The organism is Paludibacterium yongneupense DSM 18731, assembly GCF_000422925.1.
Taxonomy (GTDB): Bacteria; Pseudomonadota; Gammaproteobacteria; order Burkholderiales; family Chromobacteriaceae; genus Paludibacterium; species Paludibacterium yongneupense.
In genome coordinates this window covers 139,663-156,934 of record NZ_AUGZ01000005.1, presented here as the reverse complement: position 1 = coordinate 156,934, position 17,272 = coordinate 139,663, and the positions used below count along the sequence as shown (strand labels likewise).

Here is a 17,272-nt window from a genome sequence, read left to right as displayed (position 1 = left end):
CTGCGTTCTGCTACGGGTATCCGGCATCGGCCCAGCTGGCGCGCGTCCCGGCATACGGTGTGATTTCGATAATAATGCGCCTGTTTTCGATAGTTATGGGCGGCTATTGTGCCCTAGGGTTGATGGCTATACCTCATGGAGCCCGAGATGCCGTCAAGTGTGCGCCCAATGCCGCCCCCTTCATTCCTGTGCCAGGCTGCGACTGCGGTCGAACCGAACAGCGGCCCCCCTCATCTTGCGGCACGCGCGCGCCTTGATCGCTTGCTGCATGCGGCGCGGCCCGAACGCGTCGCTTGCGCATCCTCCGGCGGACGCGGGGCGGCGGGGGATCCGGTTAGCCGCTTCCGTTTTCGCATGCTGCTCGACCGGATGCTGCATCTGGCCGTCTCCAGCCGCGTCGCCCCCGTGCGCGCGTCGGTGGCGGACGGCGGGGGACGCGTCGTATTTGCCTTTTCGCAGTCGCAGCCTCCATTCGTGAACGAAATCATGCGCGACGAGGCAACCTCGGCCGGCGTATGCGAAGCGCTGGCGGCTCACTGGATCGAAACGCATTCGCGCGGTTCCAGCCTCTGGCAAGAGCGTTATCACTGCTCGGGGGCGTTGGGGCTGCGCCCGGAGAGCCTGGTTTCGGTCAAACGCTTGCAGTCGGCCGGTGTCGCCCGCGACGCGGAGCAGGACGACGCCACCGAGATCTGGCTGGTGCTGAACGGTGTCTTGCCTCGCCCCTTGCATGCGCGCCGCGTACCCGAAACCCTGCCCGCGCTTTACTGCGGCAGCAACCTGATCGAAGGGACGACCGGTGCCGAGGGGACACGCCGTTTGCTCGATGTCATGCTCGCGCGCCGCGGCGAGGACGCGCTGTACAAGAAAGTCCAGCTGCAGGGGCGCTACTGCGGACATACCCTGGCTGTTCACATCGATCAAGGCGTCAGTTTTTTCGACCCGAACTTCGGCGATTTCCGCTTCGACGATCACGCCGCCTTCCGGCGCTGGTTCTCGGGCGAATTCTGGCCCCGCTCCTGCTATGGTCTGGAACTGGGGCTGGGGCAAGCTTTCGCCGTGCACGAGTTCAAGCGCGTGGAGACGGCATGAGCCTATTCGACGATTTGCTCTTGCGCCTGCATCTGCGCAGCGGGTTTGCCTTCGACACCTGCGAGGAGACGATGGTCAGCCTGCGCTGCGGCGACGGTTTGCGGGTCTATCTGGCTGCGTACCAGGATCGCTGGCTGGTTCTCTACCACGAGCTGGATGGAGATTGCGGGCCGGTGACGCCGGATAATCTGTTCGGGCGCCATTGGCCGGCGCATGTGCTCTCGCCGGTCGACGGCATATGGATCCTGTGGTCGCAGCAGCCGCTGGCGGGATTGAGCGAGCATGCGCTCGAGTGCTGGGTGAGCGACTTCGCTGCCAGCGTTGCGCGATACCGCTCGCCCGCGGCGGCCACGGAGAAGGCGAGAGGCGGCTGGTTCTAGCGTGTGCGGGGCGGCCCGGTGCCGGAGCCGCCGCTCAGGGGGGGCGTTCCGGCCTTGTCGGGTCTTGCCCCCACCCAGTCCCTGCGCACGGCGAGGTAGTAATCGTCGAGATGGTGGTGCCTCCATGTCGAGCGCGTGTGCGGAGCAAATGCCCCTTCATGCAGTGCCTGGAGTAGAGCGTTCAGCATCTGCCAGCCTTCTTCCGCCTCGCTTACGGGCCGAAAAGGAATCCCCGCCGACTGCAGAATATATTCACGGTAATGCCGTGCTTGCGCGACAGTTGCGCGAAAGCTTCGCCGAAGGGACCGGGCGGGTCGGCACTGCCCAGTACATCGAGCGTGGCGGCACAGGCATTGCCGCCCAGCGCGATGGCCAGCGGCCAGATCCGGTGGCGGATCATGGCTTTCGGGTCATCAGCATGACAGGCGTCTGTACGATGGCAGGCAGGTCGGCTTGGCGGGCGTGGGAGGCAAGGGCGGACAGCGCGAGCTGCAGTGCGTACTCGGCCTGGCGCGCCGGGTACTGGTTGGCACTGGCGAACAGGGTCCCGTCCGCGATCAAGGGATGGACCTCCGGAATGCCGTCGTAGCCGGCCACCAGCACTTTGCCTTTGAGCTTGCGTTCGGCGATGGCACGCGAGGCCCCTATCGCCATGTTGTCGTTGCCGCACAGCAGGGCGCGCAGATGCGGCAGGGTATCGAGCAACTGGCTGGCGGCGCGGTAGCCACCGTCGCTTTGCCAGTCTCCGCGGCGTATGCCCGCGACCTCGATGCCGCCGCCGCGCAAGGCTTCGCCGAAGCCGTCGCTGCGTGCCCTGGCATTGATCGAACCGCGCAAGCCCTCGATGATGGCCGCCTGGTCGCCGGGCCGTAGCTGAGGCAGCAGGGCCTTGCCCACGCTTCTGGCAGCGTTGAAATTGCTCGGGCCGACGAAGGGGATGTTGACCCTGAACCGGACCTGGGCCCGGTCGTCGATTTTGTTGTCGATACTGATGACCAGAATGCCGGATGCGATGGCGCGGGCCAGAACCGGCAGCAGGTCGGAGGAGTCGGCGGGCGTCACGAGCAAGGCGGCGGCATGTCGCGCGATCAGTCGCCCGATGATCGCCTCCTGGCCGCGGGAATCCATCTCGCTGACGACACCGTCGATTTTCAGGGTGAAATCGTTGTGGTGCGCACGCTGGTAGTTTCTCGCGCCGGCGGCCATCTCGATGAAATACGGGCTCCCGACCGACTTGAGCACCAGTCCGATCAGCGGCGGCGAGGCGGCTGCGGTCGTCAGGACGAATCCTGCCATGGCGCAAGCCAGGCAGAACTGGATGAAGCGGCGTCTGTCCATATCGGTCACGAAGGGAGGCGTAGAAACGATAGCGTGATCTTAACAACGTTATGTGTATCGTATATGGCGTGCCTTGCGCAGTTGTCGCGTTGTCGCCAACGGTATTGAGTAAACACAAAGGGTGTCTGCCGATGATCAACTATTGCCTCCTTGCTTTGTTATTTCTGCTGTCCGTGGCTCGTGCCGACCCGCTGCTGGTTGCCCACCGTGGCGGAACCGGCGACGCACCGGAAAATACCCTGCCGGCCATTCGCGCGGCCATTGCCAATGGCGCCGAGATGATGTGGCTGACGGTGCAGCTGAGTCGCGACGGGGTGCCTGTGCTGTATCGGCCGGCGGATCTTTCCGCTCTGACGCCGCAATCCGGGCCGGTCGCCGGCCGCACGGCTGATGAGCTTGCCACCATCAATGCCGGCTGGCGTTTCCACGATGCCTCCGCGCACGCTCCCGCCGACTACCCTTATCGCGAGCACGCGGCGACGATTCCAACCTTGCGCGAGGCTCTGCGTCTATTGCCCGCCACCATGACCGTCGTGCTCGATATGAAGGCCCTGCCGGCGGTACCGCAAGCGCGGGCCGTGGCCCGGTTGCTGGATGAGGAGGGCGCCTGGGGACGGGTGCTGATTTATTCGACGGCGGCCGATTACCAGGCCGCCTTCGCGCCCTATCCGGCTGCCCGCGTGTTCGAGGCACGTGACGCGACGCGCAATCGCTTGCTGGCGATGGCTTTGCGTGGAGAGTGCCTGCCGCCGCCTGCGCCGGGCAGTTGGGTGGCGTTCGAGTACGAACGCGATGTGGCGGTGGTCGAGACGTTCACCTTGGGGCAGGCGACATCGGCGCTCAAGGCGCGGCTGTGGACGCCGCAGGCTGTTGCCTGTCTGCGACGCCAGGGAGGTGCGAAGCTGCTGGCCATCGCGGTCAACGACGCCGGTGCCTATCGGGACAGCGCTTGTCTGGGACTGGATGCGGTTCTGGTCGATTCTCCGCGCACGATGCGTGCGCTACGGACGCAGGGCACACCGGCCTGTGTGCCGGCGCATTGACTCGTGGCGGGAGTGAAACCGGATGCCTGGCTTTGGGGGGGGCATTGCCGTGCTGCTGGCGGCAGCGGCCAGCCCCGACGCGGCGGTGTCTCTGCGCGTGGACGGCTACGATGTGGTTCACGCTGAAACGTGCGCGAAGGGGGGGGGGCGGTTTCGACATCGATGGAACTGACGCTAGAACGGATCTGGCGATAAATATATAATGCCTTACGTAATATATTTATCGCGCCCGTGGCGCGATCGTACAGGGGCCGTCATGGCGAGCGATATCTACGCAAAAATCCGCCAGGCCGCGTTCGAGCTGGTGAGTGAAGGGGTGTGGCCGACTGTGGTCGAAGTCCGTAGCCGCCTGGGCACGGGTTCCAATACCACGATCAATACCACGCTCAAAGAGTGGCGCACCGAATTTCTGTCGCGCATGGCAGTGTCTTCGCGACGTCCGGATTGGCCGGAAGGGCTGGCCGGTCTGTTTGAACAACTGTGGCAGCGCGCGTGCGATGCCGCCGACTCGCAGTTGGAAACCGTGCGCAGCGAAGTGCGTGACGAGGCGCTGGAGCTGCGGCTGCACGTGGCTGCTTTGCAGGAACGGGTCGATGCGCAAGAGGCGGACTTGCAGCGCAACGCCGCGGACAGCGAGCGCGCGGCACAGCGCGAGCGTCAACTCGAGCAGGCGCTCGCACAGCAGCAGGCGCGCAGTCTGGCGGCGGAAACGAGGCAGGATGAGCTCGCGCAGGCGCTCGATGCGGCCCGGCTCGAAATCCGGGACCGGCGCGTCGAATTCGAGTCGCGCATGAGCGAGGTCGAGGCGCGAGCCGATGAAAGGGTCGCCGTGGAGCGCGACGAAGCCGCACGGCGCGAGACCCTGGCCTATGAGCGTCTGGAAGGCTTGCGCGTGCATTTGTATGCGCAGGTGGAGGACGAAAGACGGGCGCTGCAGCTGGAGCGCAAACGTCTGGAAGACGATCTGGGCAGCGCGCGTGCCGAGCTGGTGCGGCAGGATAGCGCCTGGCGCGAACGCAGCGGCGAACGCGAGCGCGAGTTGGGCCGGCTTTCGGCCCGGCTTGACGGCTTCGAGCAACGGGTATCCGAGTTGCAGTCGGAGCTCGCGCTCGAGCGTGCTGCGGCGCTCGCTGCGGGCGAACGCCTGCTGGTGGCCAGCTCGGATCTCGCTCGGCGCGAGGCGGAAGACCACGCTCGCGCCGAAGGGTGGCTGAGAGTCTTGCGCGACGAGCGCGCGCGCTGGACGGCGCTGGCGCCGTCCGAACTCGATGACTGGTTGCGCAAGCGCCTGGAGGCCTGAGCTCGCCGGGCTCAGAACAAGTGGCCGAGTCCGGCGGCCAGCTGCTCCAGATAGCGCGCGTCGGTCTCGTCGAAGGCCTCGGTGTGGCTGGCGTCGACATCGAGCACGGCGACGACCTCTGCCGCTGCGTTGAATACGGGAACCACGATTTCGGAGCGCGAGTGCGACGAACAGGCGATATGCCCGGGAAAAGCCTCTACATCGGGAACGACCAAGGTGCGGGCCTGATCCCAGGCTGTGCCGCACACGCCTTTGCCGCGCTTGATGCGCGTGCAGGCGATCGGCCCCTGGAACGGACCGAGCACCAGCTCCCCGTTTTTGACCAGATAAAATCCGGTCCATAGCCAATCGAAAGCCATCGCCAGCGCCGCGCCGACATTGGCGAGCGCGGCGGTCTGATCGGTCTCGCCGTCTATCAGTGCCAGCGCCTGCGGGATCAGGCTACGGTAACGTTCGTCTTTGCCTTCGCCATCAAGTATCAAATGCTCTGCCATCTTCGGGGGTCTTCAATGTGTGCCGAAAACCGACATCCTAGCAGCCGCCAGGGGGCAGAGCCAGTGCAGGGCCGGCGGGCGGAGGAGAGGGAGGCGGCGTTGATCGGCGTCAAGTCGGAGATTATAGTTTGATTCTTTCTGACGGCGTGCCGGCGGCGGGAGCTGCCGGGCGACGTCATGCGTTGCAAAGGATGTGCGATGAAACGGTTTTTGGCCCGAAGCGGGAGGCCGCTGTGGCTGGATGTGACGGTCGTGCTGCTGTTCAAGGCGGCGCTGCTGTGGGGGGCGTGGTATCTGTGGTTCTCGCACCCACTGGCGCCGCATATGCGCGCGCCGGTCGCTGCGGTCGAGGATCATCTGCTCGGTCAGCCCGTGCCTGCGGCGAAACCGGAGGCGTCGCGCTGAACCTGTCTGCCCTCGGTCCCCGTGTCGGCGCGGGGGCCGAGGGCATGAAACACCTCCTCGCAGCGGGTGTTCACATCGTGTGCTGCCCGCCGTTGATCGATAGATTGGCGCCCGTGATGAAGCCGGCGATATCCGAGGCCAGATAGGTCACGAGGCCGGCGATTTCCTCCGGCGTGCCCAGCCGCCCGACCGGAATCTGGCCGATGATTTTGTTGCGAACGTCTTCCGGTACGGCCATTACCATTTCCGTTGCGATATAACCGGGCGAGATCGTGTTCACGGTGACGCCCTTGCGCGCGACTTCCTGCGCGAGCGCCATGGTGAAGCCATGCATGCCGGCTTTGGCGGCCGAGTAATTGGTCTGGCCGAACTGACCTTTCTGGCCATTGATCGACGAAATATTGATGATGCGGCCCCAGCCCGCATCGAGCATGCCGTCTATCACCGGACGCGCCATGAAGAAAACGGAATCGAGGTTGGTGGCAAGGACGGCCGACCAGTCTTCCGCACTCATCTTGCGCAACGTGCCGTCACGGGTGATGCCGGCATTGTTGACGAGTACGGCGACCGGGCCGATCTCGCTCGAGACCTGGGCCACCAGAGCCGCGCATTGCGCTGCGTCGGTGACATCGCAGGGGTAGGCATGGGCGCTGATGCCCAGAGTTTTCATTTCCGCGACCCAGGCGTCCTCGCGGCCTGGCTTGCTATAGGTTGTAACCACGGTGTGACCCGCTTTACCCAACGCCTTGCAAATGGCGTTGCCGATGCCACCCATGCCTCCGGTGACCAGTGCGACGCGGTTTGTCATAATTTCGTCTCCTTTATTATGTAAAACGACAGCAAAGCACCTTGGTCTTATCCCCTAAGCATAGGGTGGCATCCGGAGAATGTAAATTGATCGTACTGGCCTAATTTTTCGCGATTTTAACTATTTCAATTCGTCTGTCAGCCGCTTCAGTAATCCCATGCGAAATGGATGGATCTCTCCGCGTTCGGCGGCATCCCTGATCGCGCAGCCGGGCTCGACCCGATGGCTGCAGTTATGGAAGCGGCACTTGCCTATCCACTTGCGCATTTCCGGAAAATACCGGATCAGCTCGCTGGCCTTGACATGGTGCAGTCCGAAAGCCTGCAGGCCGGGTGAATCGATCAAATCGCTGTCGGCGTCGAGATGGTAGAGCTCGGCATGGGTCGTCGTGTGCTTGCCGGTGTCGAGCGCTTGCGATATCTCGGCGGTGCGTGCGTGCGCATCGGGCAGCAAGGCGTTCGTCAGCGTCGATTTGCCCATGCCGGATTGGCCGACCAATACGCTGGTCTGCCCTTTCAGCCAGGGTAGCAGCGCATCGGCGCCTTCGCGGGCCGACAGGATGGCCAGCGGATAGCCTAGCGCGCGATAGCGTTCCAGCATGCTGTCGAGCAGAGCCTGGGTTTCGGGCAGATCCGATTTGTTGACCACGATGACCGGATCGATATCGGCGACTTCGGCTGCGATCAAGCAGCGGTTGAGCAAGTCTTCGCTCGGGGTCGGCACCGCGGCGATGACAAACAGGATGCGCGTCACGTTCGCGGCGATAATTTTGGTTTTCCAGTCGTCCTGGCGATAGAGCAGGCTGTCGCGCTCCAGTACGGCTTCGATGACCCCCTGTTCGCCATTCTGGATGGCGATGGTGACGCGGTCGCCGCAGGCGTAATCGACGCGCTTTCCACGCGTGGTGCATTCCCAGGTGCGGTCTTCGGCTTCGACGATGAAGCGACGGCCGTAGCTGCGGATGATCTGACCTTGCGTTTCTCTCATTGGGTGTCCGTCAGGAGCGCGTCGGCATGCGCTGCGCAGATGAAATCGTTCAGCGTCACGCCTCCCGCGTCGTGGGTGCCGAAACGTACGGTGACGCGATCGTAGCCGAGCGCCAGATCCGGATGGTGGTTTTCGCGGTGGGCGATCCAGGCCAGTGCATTGACAAAAGCCATCACGCGGTAAAAATCGGCGAAAACGAACGTTTTTTCCAGCGCGCCGGCGCGCTCGGTCCAGCTGGCGGCGGAGGCGTTGGCGAGCAGAGCGGCGAATTCGCCGGGATTGAGCGGCTGGCCGCCCGCGACGCAATGGCGTTGGGTCAGGGTCAAGGGCGTTCTCCTTTCAAGTGGGCGATGCGCAGCGCGGCGGGCGGATGCGAATCGTAGAACGCGGAATGAATGGGGTCCGGCGTCAGCGTGGCCGCATTGTCGCGATATAGTTTGACCAGCGCGCTGATCAGCCATTCGGGGCGGGTTTCGCTGGCGGCGAAGTCATCGGCCTCGTACTCGTGCTTGCGCGACATCCAGCTCGAAACCGGCGTCAGCGGAAAAGCGAAGGCCGGCATCGCCATGAAGAACAGAATCAGGGCGATGGCGTTGCTGCGTTCGGCCAGACCGAGCCCCTGATAGAACCAGGGGGCGTCGAGCAGCAAGCCGAGGCCGTACAGCAAGAGCAGCGACAGGCCGAATGTGAACAGCATGCGCTTGCGTATGTGTTTTTTACGGAAATGTCCGAGCTCGTGCGCGAGCACGGCTTCGATCTCGTCACCATCGAGGCGGGTGAGCAAGGTGTCGAAAAAAACGATGCGCTTGGCGGCGCCAAAGCCGGTGAAATAGGCATTGCCGTGGCTGGAGCGGGTCGAACCATCCATCATGAACACCCCCTGGCTTTTAAAACCGCAGCGTGTGAGCAAGGATTCGATGCGCCGCTTGAGGGTCTCGTCGGTCAGCGGACTGAAACGATTGAACAAGGGTGCGATCAGTGTCGGATAGATCGCCAGCATCAGCAGGCTGACGCCGGTCCACACCAGCCACACCCATAGCCACCAGCCCGCGCCGCTGACGCGCATCAGCCACAATACCAGCGTCAGCAGCGGAACACCCAGAACGACGGTCAAGGCCGCGCCGCGCAGGGTGTCGAGCAAGAATAGACGCCAACGCATCTGGTTGAAGCCGAAGCGGGCTTCTATGCCGAAAGTCGCATAGAGCGTGAACGGCAGCGACAACGCACTGCTGATCGCGACGGTCAGCCCGATCAGCAACACCCCGCGCGCGAGTTCGCCGGCGACCTGGCCGTCGATCAGCGAGGCCAGGGCCTGCAGACCGCCCCCCAGGGTAAATACGGACACGATCAGGGTGTCGCATGCGGCGGAAAGCATGGATAGCCGCAGGCGGGCAACCGAATAGTCGGCGGCGCGACGATGCTCTTCCAGTGTGATGGTGTCGGCGAACGCCATCGGAACGGCGTCGCGGTGGATGACGATGTGACGTGTCTGCCGCGTCGCCAGCCACAACTTGAGGACGAGCGAAGCGATCAGCGCGCACAGAAATACAAGAGTGAAGGTTTGAGTCATTAATTTTCTGTGAAAGTTTGCCCCGCTGGCGGCAAAAGGGGAGAATGCTAAAGTTTCGCAAAGACTATCACGTATGGCACAAGATCAGAACAATCTCGTCTGGCTCGACATGGAAATGACCGGGCTCAATCCCGATGGCGACCGTATCATCGAATTGGCCGTGGTCATCACTGACAGCCAGCTTGAAATCGTCGCCCAGTCGCCGGTGCTCGTCGTGCATCAGCCCGACGCCACCCTCGACGCCATGGACGACTGGAACAAATCCACCCACGGCCGTTCCGGCCTGATTGACCGTGTGAAAGCGTCTACGCTGACCGAGGCCGAGGCCGAGCAGCAGATGCTGGCCTTTCTGCGCGAGCATGTCGCTCCCGGCATCTCGCCGATGTGCGGCAACTCGATCGGGCAGGACCGCCGCTTCATGGCGCGCTGGATGCCGGAACTCGAAGCCTATTTCCACTACCGCAATCTCGACGTGTCGACCCTGAAGGAATTGTGCAAGCGCTGGAAACCCGAGGTCGCGCGTGGCGTGGTCAAAAAGGGGCGGCACGAAGCGCTGGCCGATATTCTCGAATCGATCGAGGAATTGCGCTACTACCGCGCAAATTTCCTCAAGCTGTGATGCCGTAAGCGGCGACCTGGTGCGCCGCTGCGCCGATTCTGCGGGTCGTAGCTGCGGTCCGCGGTCGTCGCCTGCCTCCACCCCGTCCCGGCGGTTGCAGCCAGTCGTCGCTGGGTTGATCTCATGGAAGGAACTCCATGGCGGCAATCCGCTACAACGACATCAATACTTCGGCGGCCTGGGCCCGTCTGCATCAGCATCAGCGTGCGACCCGGCACATGCATATGCGGCAGTTGTTCGAAGCCGATAGCCGGCGCTTTCAGCGCTTTTCTGTCGAACTCGACGGACTTCTGCTCGATTATTCCAAGAACCGCGTCACCGGGCGCACGATGGAACTGCTGTTCGAACTGGCCGCCACCGCCAATCTGCGCGACTGGATGGGCAGGCTGCGCAGCGGCGAGCGCATCAATATCAGCGAAAACCGCTCGGTGCTGCATTACGCCTTGCGCCTGCCTGCCGGCTCCGAACTGATCGTCGAGGGCGTGGACGTGGTCGCGCAGGTGCAAGACGTGCTCGCGCGACTGACGACGTTCTGCGAGCGGGTGCGCAGCGGCGGCTGGACCGGCTTCGATGGACGCCGCATCCGCGATGTGGTCAATATCGGCATCGGCGGTTCTGACCTCGGGCCGGAGCTGGTGTGCGAAGCGCTGGCGTCGTTTTCCAGCCCTGAGCTCGATATCCATTTCGTTTCCAATGTCGATGGCCAGCATCTGGCGCGGACACTGGAGCGGCTAGACCCCGCCACGACCTTGTTCATCGTGGCGTCCAAATCGTTCACGACGCCCGAGACGCTACTCAATGCGCGCGCCGCACGCGCGTGGTTCCTCCAGCATGCGGGCGAGGGCGATATCGCCCGCCATTTCGTCGCGGTGTCGACCAACACGGACGCGGTGCGCGATTTCGGCATCGACGTCGAGCATATGTTCGGTTTCTGGGACTGGGTCGGCGGCCGCTATTCGGTATGGTCGGCCATCGGCCTGCCGCTGATGCTGTCGATAGGCCCCGACGCTTTCCGCCAGTTTCTTGCCGGCGGGCATGCGATGGACCGGCATTTTTTCGCTGCGCCGTTCGAGCATAATATTCCGGTCATCCTCGCCTTGCTCGGCATCTGGTACAACACCTTCTACCGCGCGCACACCCACGCGATCATGCCTTACGACCACGGCCTGCGCCGGCTGCCTGCGCACATCCAGCAGATGGACATGGAGTCCAACGGCAAGCGGGTCGGGCGCATGGGCGAGTGGCTGGACTTCGACACCGGCCCCATCATCTGGGGCGAGGAGGGCGTGAACAGCCAGCATGCGTTCTTCCAGTTGCTGCATCAGGGCACGCGGCTGATTCCGTGCGACTTCATCCTGCCCTTGAACAGCCACTATCCGATCGATGGCCAGCACCGGGTGCTGGTCGCCAACTGCCTGGCGCAGACCGAGGCGTTGATGCGCGGCAAGGACGAGGCCGAAGTGCTCGACGAAATGGGCAGCGTGCCGGATGAACTCGTCGACATCCTGCTGCCGCAGAAGCTGTTCCCCGGCAACCAGCCGTCGAATACGATCGCCGTCGACCGGATCACGCCGTATACGCTGGGCATGCTCATCGCGATGTACGAGCACAAGGTGTTCGTGCAGGGTGCGATCTGGGGGGTGAACTCCTTCGACCAGTGGGGCGTCGAGTACGGCAAGCAGCTCGCGCGCCGCATCGAGCCGGAACTGAGCGACGGAGCGGAAACCTGGCAGCACGACTGCTCGACGCTTGGGCTGATCGCGCATTTCAGGAAGCGGCATCGGGGCTGATGTCTGGGGGAAGGAAAAGGGGCGCTGCGGCGCCCCTTTTGCATAGGGCTGCCGGCGCCGAGTCTGAAGGGGGTGGCCTGACCGGGTCTACGCTTCGAGCCCAGAGCTGATCCCGGCGTTCCTGGGCAAGAGGGCGATGGGAAGACCCCGGTACCCCTTGCCGATATATAGCGAGAAACCGGTTCAGCTATGACTATGTCCGCTGCTGATGAGAACGTAACGAGGGGAGATGTGATATTTGTTAAGGGATATGTGTGCGGCCCTTGCTGGCATTTCCGGTTGTTTGTCATTTAAAACAATTGACTACGGAAACTTTTAAAGCGCTCCGGCGGAAAGAGAGGGCGGAGCGGGGCGATTCGCGGACCGATGAAGCGATTTCGCCAGGGCAGGGAGATTGTGCAGTTTTTTGGTGCAACTGTAGAATTCGCGTTACCTGGATGACGGGCCAAAAGTGCGACTGCCGCCGTGGGCGCATGTGGGCGTGCCAATCCGTCCCGATCGATAAAACTTGCCGGATAATCAGGAATTCGATTTATTCATGGAACACTTGCACTTTCTTTCCTTGGCGATGGCGGCGTGCGCCGCTTTTCTGGCCGGGGCCATCAACTCCGTGGCGGGGGGCGGAACCATGGTTACGTTTCCTGTCCTGCTGTTTCTCGGGCTGCCGCCCATCGTGGCAAACGCAACCAGTACCGTGGCGATATGGCCCGGCTCGCTGGGGAGCATCTGGGGTTTTCGTCATGAGCTGGGTCGTACCGACCCGGCAATCCGCACCCTGGTCGTTCCCAGTCTGATCGGTGGCGGGCTCGGCGCCGTCTTGCTCCGGCATACCTCCTCGGCCACCTTCGAACACATGGTGCCCTTTCTCATCTTTTTCGCCACCGCCCTGTTCATGATTCAGGGGGCGGTACAGCGCCGATTGGCCAGTTCTGCCGGAGAGGGGGCCCGATTCTCGGGTCGGAAGCTGGCGCTGGCCCTGTCTTGCCAGGTCCTGATCGGGATTTACGGGGGCTATTTTGGTGCGGGGGTGAGCATTGTCATGTTGTCTGCCCTTGGCGCATTCGGCTTGGCCGATATTCTGGAAATGAGCGCCCTGACCAGTCTGTTCTCCTTGTGTATCAACGGGGTGGCGGTGTTGGTATTCATTGCGGCAGGGCTAGTCGATTGGCCATATGTCCTTGCCATGGCGCTTTGCGCGGTGGCGGGCGGTGTGTTGGCTGCCGGCGTGGCCAAGCGCATCGGTCGTCCCGCCGTGCGCCGCTTTGTTATCGCGGTGGGGCTCACGATGACGGTCGTATTCGTGCTCCGACAATGGGTATGGCATGCCGGCTGACGCATCAATCGGCCGCGGCGTGCGAAATCACGCCCGGCATTGATCAAGACCCGCTCGCGATTGCGCCTCGACCAGCATGCCGGCGGCGTGCCTGCCATGTCAGCCGGAACGATGGTCGAGCCATTGCCGACTGCTCGGCCAGGCCTTTTTTCGCAACGGCGTTGAAAATGGGGCGCTGACTGTCCCGTCTGGCCACTCTGGATTGCCAAGGATCGTGCTGACGCGGAGACTGGTGGATGCTTCGGCAACGGCGGCCGTTTCAGAGATAACGCCATGCCAGATCGTCTCCCGTGTGCTGGACTAGCCCCGCGGATGACTGCGGAAAATGCGCGGTGAATACCGCGGCACGATTCGTCGCTGCAAACTCAAGAAGCCAGCGTCGAGACTCGCGCGCACGTTCCTGTTCGGCGCAGAACACCGAATTCCAGGTCGGCCGATACACTTGCACCGGGGAGTGCATGACATCGCCGCTAAAAATGGCCGTCTCTCCCCGGGAGGTCAGGGAAATGGACATGTGGCCAGCGCTATGGCCTGGGGTCGGGTGAAAATGGAAACCGTCCAGGTAGTCGCCGCCTTCAAGGCCTATCGTGACGGCCTGCCCGGCCTCAATCACCGGGGCCACGCTATCGTCAAAGACGATGCGCCGGTTTGCCGACGCGGGGGTGCCGAAGTAGTCAACTTCGCCTTGCGGTAGAACATATCGGGCGTTTCTGAAGGTTGCTAGCCAACGGCCATCGACCAGGTGCGTATTCCAGCCGACGTGGTCGGCATGCAGGTGGGTGAGCAGCACGTGATCGACGTCGTCAGGGCGCACTCCCGCCGCTTCCAGTCGTTGCAAAAACGGTGTGTTCAGACCATGGAACATCTGACTGAACGGTCTTTCTTTGTGGTTGCCGATTCCCGTATCGATCAGGATCGTTTGCCCCGCCAGCTCGACCACCCAGGTGTGAATGCTGATGATCGCATGCTCGCCCGTCCCGTCGAGATTGCTGCGTAACGGCGGGTAGGTGTCGAGCAGCGTGGCATCCCAGTCGGCATAGAGAAACGAAGGGGTCAGGCCGGTCAGATGGGTTTCGGTGACGCGGGTAACCCGGGCGTCGCCAATGTGATAGGTTTTCGAGGTGTGCGGGGTTGTCATGTCGGTTCTCGCTGCGGTTTCAGGCATCGGAGTGGAGCGTTTTTGCTGATAGCACTATCGTGGATTCGACTCATACTTGCCAATTCTTTGCCCTTTATCTGTGATAACTTTCAGGCATCACTTGATCCCGGGAGCGTTATGGAACTGCGTCATCTCCGCTACTTCCTTGCGGTCGCCGAGTGCCAAAGCGTGCGCCTGGCATCCGAGCGTCTGCATGTCACCCAGCCGGCGATATCCCGCCAAATCCAGGATCTGGAGGGGGAGTTGGGATTTCTCCTGTTCGAGCGTTCGCCGCGCGGCCTGAAGCTGACCACGGCGGGTCACGGCTACCGGCAGGATGTGCGCCGTATAATGGTTTCGCTTGAACACGCCACGAAGGCGGCGAAAGCCCTGGCATGCGGCTCGACCGGCTTGATCCGGCTCGGCTACGTCGAAAACGCCGGCTGGGACGGTTTGCTGCCCCGCACCTTCAAGAACTTCCGGGCCGAACTGCCCGACGTCACCATGCAATTGACGACGCTCAACAGCCCCGAGCAGTTGCTTGCAATTGAGGCCGGTACGCTCGATGGAGGTTTCATCTACCAATACGGTGCAGTCCCGCCCGGCCTGGAGACGCTACCATTGCTCGACTACGACGTCGTGTTGGCCGTGCCGCGTTCCTGGGGCATGGATAACGGTTCTCGGACGAATATCGACATCATCGGCATGCTCGGGCGACCCTTCGTGATGTTCCCGCGCGCGATCTACCCGGCGTATTACGACAAGTTGATCGAAGCCTGCCAACGGCTGGGACTCAGTCTGAATATCGTCAACGAGGCGAACAGCGAGGCAACGATTCTTTCTCTGGTCTGTTCCGGCATCGGCGCGGCTATCGTCAATGCCGCCAATCTGGGGAGGCCGCCGGCCCAGGTGCAGTTTTTCGGGTTAAATGACCTGTCGATACCGATGCCCCTGGTGTTTGCCTATTCCCGCGAATCGACTAATCCTGTGCTGCAGCGCTTCATCCCGATCTTACGGGCCACCTTGAGCGATGCATAGAAGGCATCGCTCAGGCCAGAATATGTGAATGGATTTTATCCTGCCGTTTCCCCAAGAATGCCCTGTCAGCTCAGCTCCTGGGCGTTTTCGGAGATCGACATGCAAGATGCTGCACCTGACGTTCCCGGTACCGACCGGGCCGTTGCCTCACGACACACCCCGGCCACGCGTTCCACGCAGACAGCCGGCCTGATCTACGGAGCGCTCGCCGTGCTCGGCTGGTCCGTTTTTAACGTCAGCACCAAAGCGTCCCTTGCGCATGGCTTCTCACCCGATGATCTGACGTTGCTCAGATTTGGCATCGCCGGACTGTTCAGCCTGCCACTGCTATGTCGGGCGGGCATTTCCACTGCCGCCGGACTGGGGTGGAAGCGTGCCTTCATCCTTGCTCTGTGCGCCGGGCCCTTGTTTGGACAACTGGTCAATATGGCAATGCCTGTCACGCCGCTGGCTCATGCCGCGATCATGGTGCCGGCGGTGGCCATGCTCGGTGGCATGCTGCTAGGGCACTTTGTGCTGGCAGACCCCGTTTCGGTTCGACGCTGGATCGGCGCCGCCATCATGGGGGGCGGGCTACTGTGCTTGATGCTGCAAGGAAGCCAAGGCGCCACGCACCGCTCTGCAGGGTACGGCGATATGCTTTTCGTCGGCGCAGGGCTGCTGTGGACAGCGTACACCTGTCTGCTGAAACGCTGGGATGCCGATCCGGTGGCATCGGTTGCTGCGGTGAACCTGATCTCCGGAATCACTGTCCTGCCTGTGTATCTGGTCGCCCATCATGGCCGCTTTCCCGAGGTCGACACGTCCTGGCTTGTCGCGACAGGTTTTTTTCAAGGCGTCCTGGCGGCGTTGCTGACGGTCTGCTGCTATGTGCAGTCAGTCCGGCTGTTGGGCGCGTCGCGCGCTGCGATCTTGCCCGCCATGGTGCCACCCGTGGCTCTGATTCTGGGCGCGATTGTCCTTGGAGACCGGCCTGGATTACTCGAAATTGCCGCAGTGGCTGTGGCCCTGATTGGATTTGTCGGCGCCTTGGGGGTTCGCTACGCACGTCAAACCGATCCCGCGAAAATTTCTGGCGCGTAGGCCAACTGCGCCTTCTTGCCGTTTCTGCGGTCTGCGGTAATTCGGGGCCTCTCTGCGCCGAGTTCACCGGCTGAAGTGGCGGCCTCTTCCTCGCCACGGAAGTGTCCATCGGAGTCTTGCCAGGCGTACGCGTACGCCATCGTGCATGGCTAAGTCGATAAGGTGGGACTCGTCATGCCATCCGGGTTGTCGAGCCCCTTGGGTTGCCGGTCGTCACGGTCAGGAGGCGACGCCGCAATAAATGCCAGCACCGCACGTTCGACACGTTCAGATAACGATAGCGGATCGGTTTCCCCACGTGCGCCCGCCGCATCGATCAATCCCTGTGCGATGGCCACGATGTCGGCGCAGAGGGAGCCTGTATCGGAGATTTTGGGCGCATCGGGCATCTGCAAAAGCTGTCTGATCGTCGCGCAGGCAATGGCGCTCACGGCGGCTTGTCCGCCATCCGGCAGTAGATGCCGTTCAGCCATGTCGAGCCGCCGGGCCAGCACCGGCCGGCGCAGCTGGTGAGCCACTGCCGCATCGATAGCGAGTTTCAGCCCTTGTTGCCAAGTCCGGGCCTGGCCGGCCTGTAGGAGATGCGCGGCCAAGTCTTCGCTATCCCGCTTGATCAGTGCGGCCGTGACGGCGTCCTTGTTCGGGAAGTATTGATAGTAGGAGCCAATGCTGATGCCGGCCCTGCTTGCTATGGCATTCGTGTTGTAGCTGGCGAACCCTTCGAGCTCCAGAATGCGAGCCGCTGCTTCGAGGATGATCTCAACCGTGTCTGCCGACCGTGCCTGAACCGGCTTTTTCCTTGGCTTCAACGAGTCTGGTTGTCGTTTTGTTGGCATCTCTGAATGCGAGTTGGG

The 17,272-nt window shown here is 62.6% G+C and carries 20 protein-coding genes; 10 read left to right on the top strand and 10 right to left on the bottom strand.

The window, feature by feature from the left end:
* The first annotated feature begins 168 nt into the window (after positions 1–168).
* Entirely contained in the window at positions 169–1,092 is a 924-nt protein-coding gene (locus G520_RS21285; protein ID WP_051228908.1) for a YopT-type cysteine protease domain-containing protein, read from the top strand.
* The gene (locus tag G520_RS23835; RefSeq protein ID WP_051228906.1) at positions 1,089–1,472 is read left to right on the top strand and encodes a type III secretion system chaperone family protein; all 384 of its coding nucleotides are present in this window, start codon (positions 1,089–1,091) and stop codon (positions 1,470–1,472) included. Before G520_RS21285 ends, G520_RS23835 begins: the two co-directional genes overlap by 4 nt.
* On the opposite strand, the gene G520_RS24755 is transcribed toward G520_RS23835, so the two are convergent.
* Genes G520_RS24755 through G520_RS0102990 form a run of 3 tightly spaced genes read right to left on the bottom strand, consistent with a single transcriptional unit; the run spans position 1,469 to position 2,810 of the window.
* Positions 1,469–1,660 carry a hypothetical protein gene (locus G520_RS24755; protein WP_156876850.1) on the bottom strand — a complete coding sequence of 64 codons (192 nt, stop codon included), beginning with the start codon at positions 1,658–1,660 and terminating at the stop codon, positions 1,469–1,471. The genes G520_RS23835 and G520_RS24755 overlap by 4 nt on opposite strands.
* Positions 1,661–1,683: 23 nt before the next feature.
* Complete coding sequence (locus G520_RS0102995; protein WP_028534373.1) at positions 1,684–1,872, bottom strand: hypothetical protein; 189 nt, start codon at positions 1,870–1,872, stop codon at positions 1,684–1,686.
* Positions 1,869–2,810, bottom strand: coding sequence for a substrate-binding domain-containing protein (locus tag G520_RS0102990; RefSeq protein WP_036665152.1), 942 nt, complete (start codon positions 2,808–2,810; stop codon positions 1,869–1,871). The genes G520_RS0102995 and G520_RS0102990 overlap by 4 nt, the downstream gene beginning before the upstream one ends.
* A 131-nt stretch (positions 2,811–2,941) precedes the next feature.
* On the opposite strand from G520_RS0102990, the gene G520_RS21275 reads away from it, so the two are divergent.
* Positions 2,942–3,853 (top strand): glycerophosphodiester phosphodiesterase family protein, encoded by a 912-nt coding sequence (locus G520_RS21275; protein ID WP_051228904.1) that lies wholly within the window; start codon positions 2,942–2,944, stop codon positions 3,851–3,853.
* A gap of 256 nt (positions 3,854–4,109) precedes the next feature.
* Entirely contained in the window at positions 4,110–5,153 is a 1,044-nt protein-coding gene (locus G520_RS21270) for a DNA-binding protein (protein WP_051228902.1), read from the top strand.
* Positions 5,154–5,164: 11 nt separating this feature from the next.
* On the opposite strand, the gene G520_RS0102975 is transcribed toward G520_RS21270, so the two are convergent.
* The gene (locus G520_RS0102975) at positions 5,165–5,647 is read right to left on the bottom strand and encodes a GAF domain-containing protein (RefSeq protein WP_028534371.1); all 483 of its coding nucleotides are present in this window, start codon (positions 5,645–5,647) and stop codon (positions 5,165–5,167) included.
* A 198-nt stretch (positions 5,648–5,845) separates the two neighbouring features.
* On the opposite strand from G520_RS0102975, the gene cydP reads away from it, so the two are divergent.
* Complete coding sequence (gene cydP / locus G520_RS21265) at positions 5,846–6,052, top strand: cytochrome oxidase putative small subunit CydP (RefSeq protein ID WP_036665149.1); 207 nt, start codon at positions 5,846–5,848, stop codon at positions 6,050–6,052.
* 70 nt (positions 6,053–6,122) lie between these two features.
* On the opposite strand, the gene phbB is transcribed toward cydP, so the two are convergent.
* From phbB to G520_RS0102950, 4 genes are all read right to left on the bottom strand, one after another.
* Positions 6,123–6,860: an acetoacetyl-CoA reductase gene (phbB, locus tag G520_RS0102965; RefSeq protein ID WP_028534370.1), complete on the bottom strand. Its 738-nt coding sequence runs from the start codon at positions 6,858–6,860 to the stop codon at positions 6,123–6,125.
* Positions 6,861–6,980: 120 nt separating this feature from the next.
* Complete coding sequence (rsgA, locus tag G520_RS0102960) at positions 6,981–7,847, bottom strand: ribosome small subunit-dependent GTPase A (RefSeq protein WP_028534369.1); 867 nt, start codon at positions 7,845–7,847, stop codon at positions 6,981–6,983.
* A complete protein-coding gene (locus G520_RS0102955) occupies positions 7,844–8,173 on the bottom strand; it encodes a 4a-hydroxytetrahydrobiopterin dehydratase (RefSeq protein ID WP_051228900.1) in 330 nt (109 codons plus the stop codon). The genes rsgA and G520_RS0102955 overlap by 4 nt, the downstream gene beginning before the upstream one ends.
* A complete protein-coding gene (locus G520_RS0102950; protein ID WP_028534367.1) occupies positions 8,170–9,417 on the bottom strand; it encodes a M48 family metallopeptidase in 1,248 nt (415 codons plus the stop codon). Before G520_RS0102950 ends, G520_RS0102955 begins: the two co-directional genes overlap by 4 nt.
* Positions 9,418–9,490: 73 nt before the next feature.
* Here G520_RS0102950 and orn point away from each other — a divergent pair, with 73 nt between their 5' ends.
* From orn to G520_RS0102935, 3 genes are all read left to right on the top strand, one after another.
* Positions 9,491–10,036, top strand: coding sequence for an oligoribonuclease (gene orn / locus G520_RS0102945; RefSeq protein ID WP_028534366.1), 546 nt, complete (start codon positions 9,491–9,493; stop codon positions 10,034–10,036).
* Positions 10,037–10,173: 137 nt separating this feature from the next.
* Complete coding sequence (pgi, locus tag G520_RS0102940; protein WP_028534365.1) at positions 10,174–11,826, top strand: glucose-6-phosphate isomerase; 1,653 nt, start codon at positions 10,174–10,176, stop codon at positions 11,824–11,826.
* Between the two features lie 538 nt (positions 11,827–12,364).
* Positions 12,365–13,159, top strand: a complete 795-nt coding sequence (locus G520_RS0102935; RefSeq protein WP_028534364.1) for a sulfite exporter TauE/SafE family protein — start codon at positions 12,365–12,367, stop codon at positions 13,157–13,159.
* Positions 13,160–13,418: 259 nt separating this feature from the next.
* On the opposite strand, the gene G520_RS0102930 is transcribed toward G520_RS0102935, so the two are convergent.
* Complete coding sequence (locus G520_RS0102930) at positions 13,419–14,324, bottom strand: MBL fold metallo-hydrolase (protein WP_211222745.1); 906 nt, start codon at positions 14,322–14,324, stop codon at positions 13,419–13,421.
* A gap of 15 nt (positions 14,325–14,339) precedes the next feature.
* Here G520_RS0102930 and G520_RS0102925 point away from each other — a divergent pair, with 15 nt between their 5' ends.
* Positions 14,340–15,335 carry a LysR family transcriptional regulator gene (locus tag G520_RS0102925; protein ID WP_211222744.1) on the top strand — a complete coding sequence of 332 codons (996 nt, stop codon included), beginning with the start codon at positions 14,340–14,342 and terminating at the stop codon, positions 15,333–15,335.
* Between the two features lie 99 nt (positions 15,336–15,434).
* The gene (locus G520_RS0102920) at positions 15,435–16,418 is read left to right on the top strand and encodes a DMT family transporter (RefSeq protein WP_169449808.1); all 984 of its coding nucleotides are present in this window, start codon (positions 15,435–15,437) and stop codon (positions 16,416–16,418) included.
* Positions 16,419–16,567: 149 nt separating this feature from the next.
* On the opposite strand, the gene G520_RS21260 is transcribed toward G520_RS0102920, so the two are convergent.
* The gene (locus tag G520_RS21260) at positions 16,568–17,254 is read right to left on the bottom strand and encodes a TetR/AcrR family transcriptional regulator (RefSeq protein ID WP_051228898.1); all 687 of its coding nucleotides are present in this window, start codon (positions 17,252–17,254) and stop codon (positions 16,568–16,570) included.
* Positions 17,255–17,272 lie beyond the last annotated feature (18 nt).

Coding starts and splice junctions, on each gene's coding strand:
- G520_RS21285 (WP_051228908.1), top strand. CDS start 169: ATGCCGCCCCCTTCATTCCTGTGCCAGGCTGCGACTGCGGTCGAACCG.
- G520_RS23835 (WP_051228906.1), top strand. CDS start 1,089: ATGAGCCTATTCGACGATTTGCTCTTGCGCCTGCATCTGCGCAGCGGG.
- G520_RS24755 (WP_156876850.1), bottom strand. CDS start 1,660: ATGCTGAACGCTCTACTCCAGGCACTGCATGAAGGGGCATTTGCTCCG.
- G520_RS0102995 (WP_028534373.1), bottom strand. CDS start 1,872: ATGATCCGCCACCGGATCTGGCCGCTGGCCATCGCGCTGGGCGGCAAT.
- G520_RS0102990 (WP_036665152.1), bottom strand. CDS start 2,810: ATGGACAGACGCCGCTTCATCCAGTTCTGCCTGGCTTGCGCCATGGCA.
- G520_RS21275 (WP_051228904.1), top strand. CDS start 2,942: ATGATCAACTATTGCCTCCTTGCTTTGTTATTTCTGCTGTCCGTGGCT.
- G520_RS21270 (WP_051228902.1), top strand. CDS start 4,110: ATGGCGAGCGATATCTACGCAAAAATCCGCCAGGCCGCGTTCGAGCTG.
- G520_RS0102975 (WP_028534371.1), bottom strand. CDS start 5,647: ATGGCAGAGCATTTGATACTTGATGGCGAAGGCAAAGACGAACGTTAC.
- cydP (WP_036665149.1), top strand. CDS start 5,846: ATGAAACGGTTTTTGGCCCGAAGCGGGAGGCCGCTGTGGCTGGATGTG.
- phbB (WP_028534370.1), bottom strand. CDS start 6,860: ATGACAAACCGCGTCGCACTGGTCACCGGAGGCATGGGTGGCATCGGC.
- rsgA (WP_028534369.1), bottom strand. CDS start 7,847: ATGAGAGAAACGCAAGGTCAGATCATCCGCAGCTACGGCCGTCGCTTC.
- G520_RS0102950 (WP_028534367.1), bottom strand. CDS start 9,417: ATGACTCAAACCTTCACTCTTGTATTTCTGTGCGCGCTGATCGCTTCG.
- orn (WP_028534366.1), top strand. CDS start 9,491: ATGGCACAAGATCAGAACAATCTCGTCTGGCTCGACATGGAAATGACC.
- pgi (WP_028534365.1), top strand. CDS start 10,174: ATGGCGGCAATCCGCTACAACGACATCAATACTTCGGCGGCCTGGGCC.
- G520_RS0102935 (WP_028534364.1), top strand. CDS start 12,365: ATGGAACACTTGCACTTTCTTTCCTTGGCGATGGCGGCGTGCGCCGCT.
- G520_RS0102930 (WP_211222745.1), bottom strand. CDS start 14,324: ATGCCTGAAACCGCAGCGAGAACCGACATGACAACCCCGCACACCTCG.
- G520_RS0102920 (WP_169449808.1), top strand. CDS start 15,435: ATGCAAGATGCTGCACCTGACGTTCCCGGTACCGACCGGGCCGTTGCC.
- G520_RS21260 (WP_051228898.1), bottom strand. CDS start 17,254: ATGCCAACAAAACGACAACCAGACTCGTTGAAGCCAAGGAAAAAGCCG.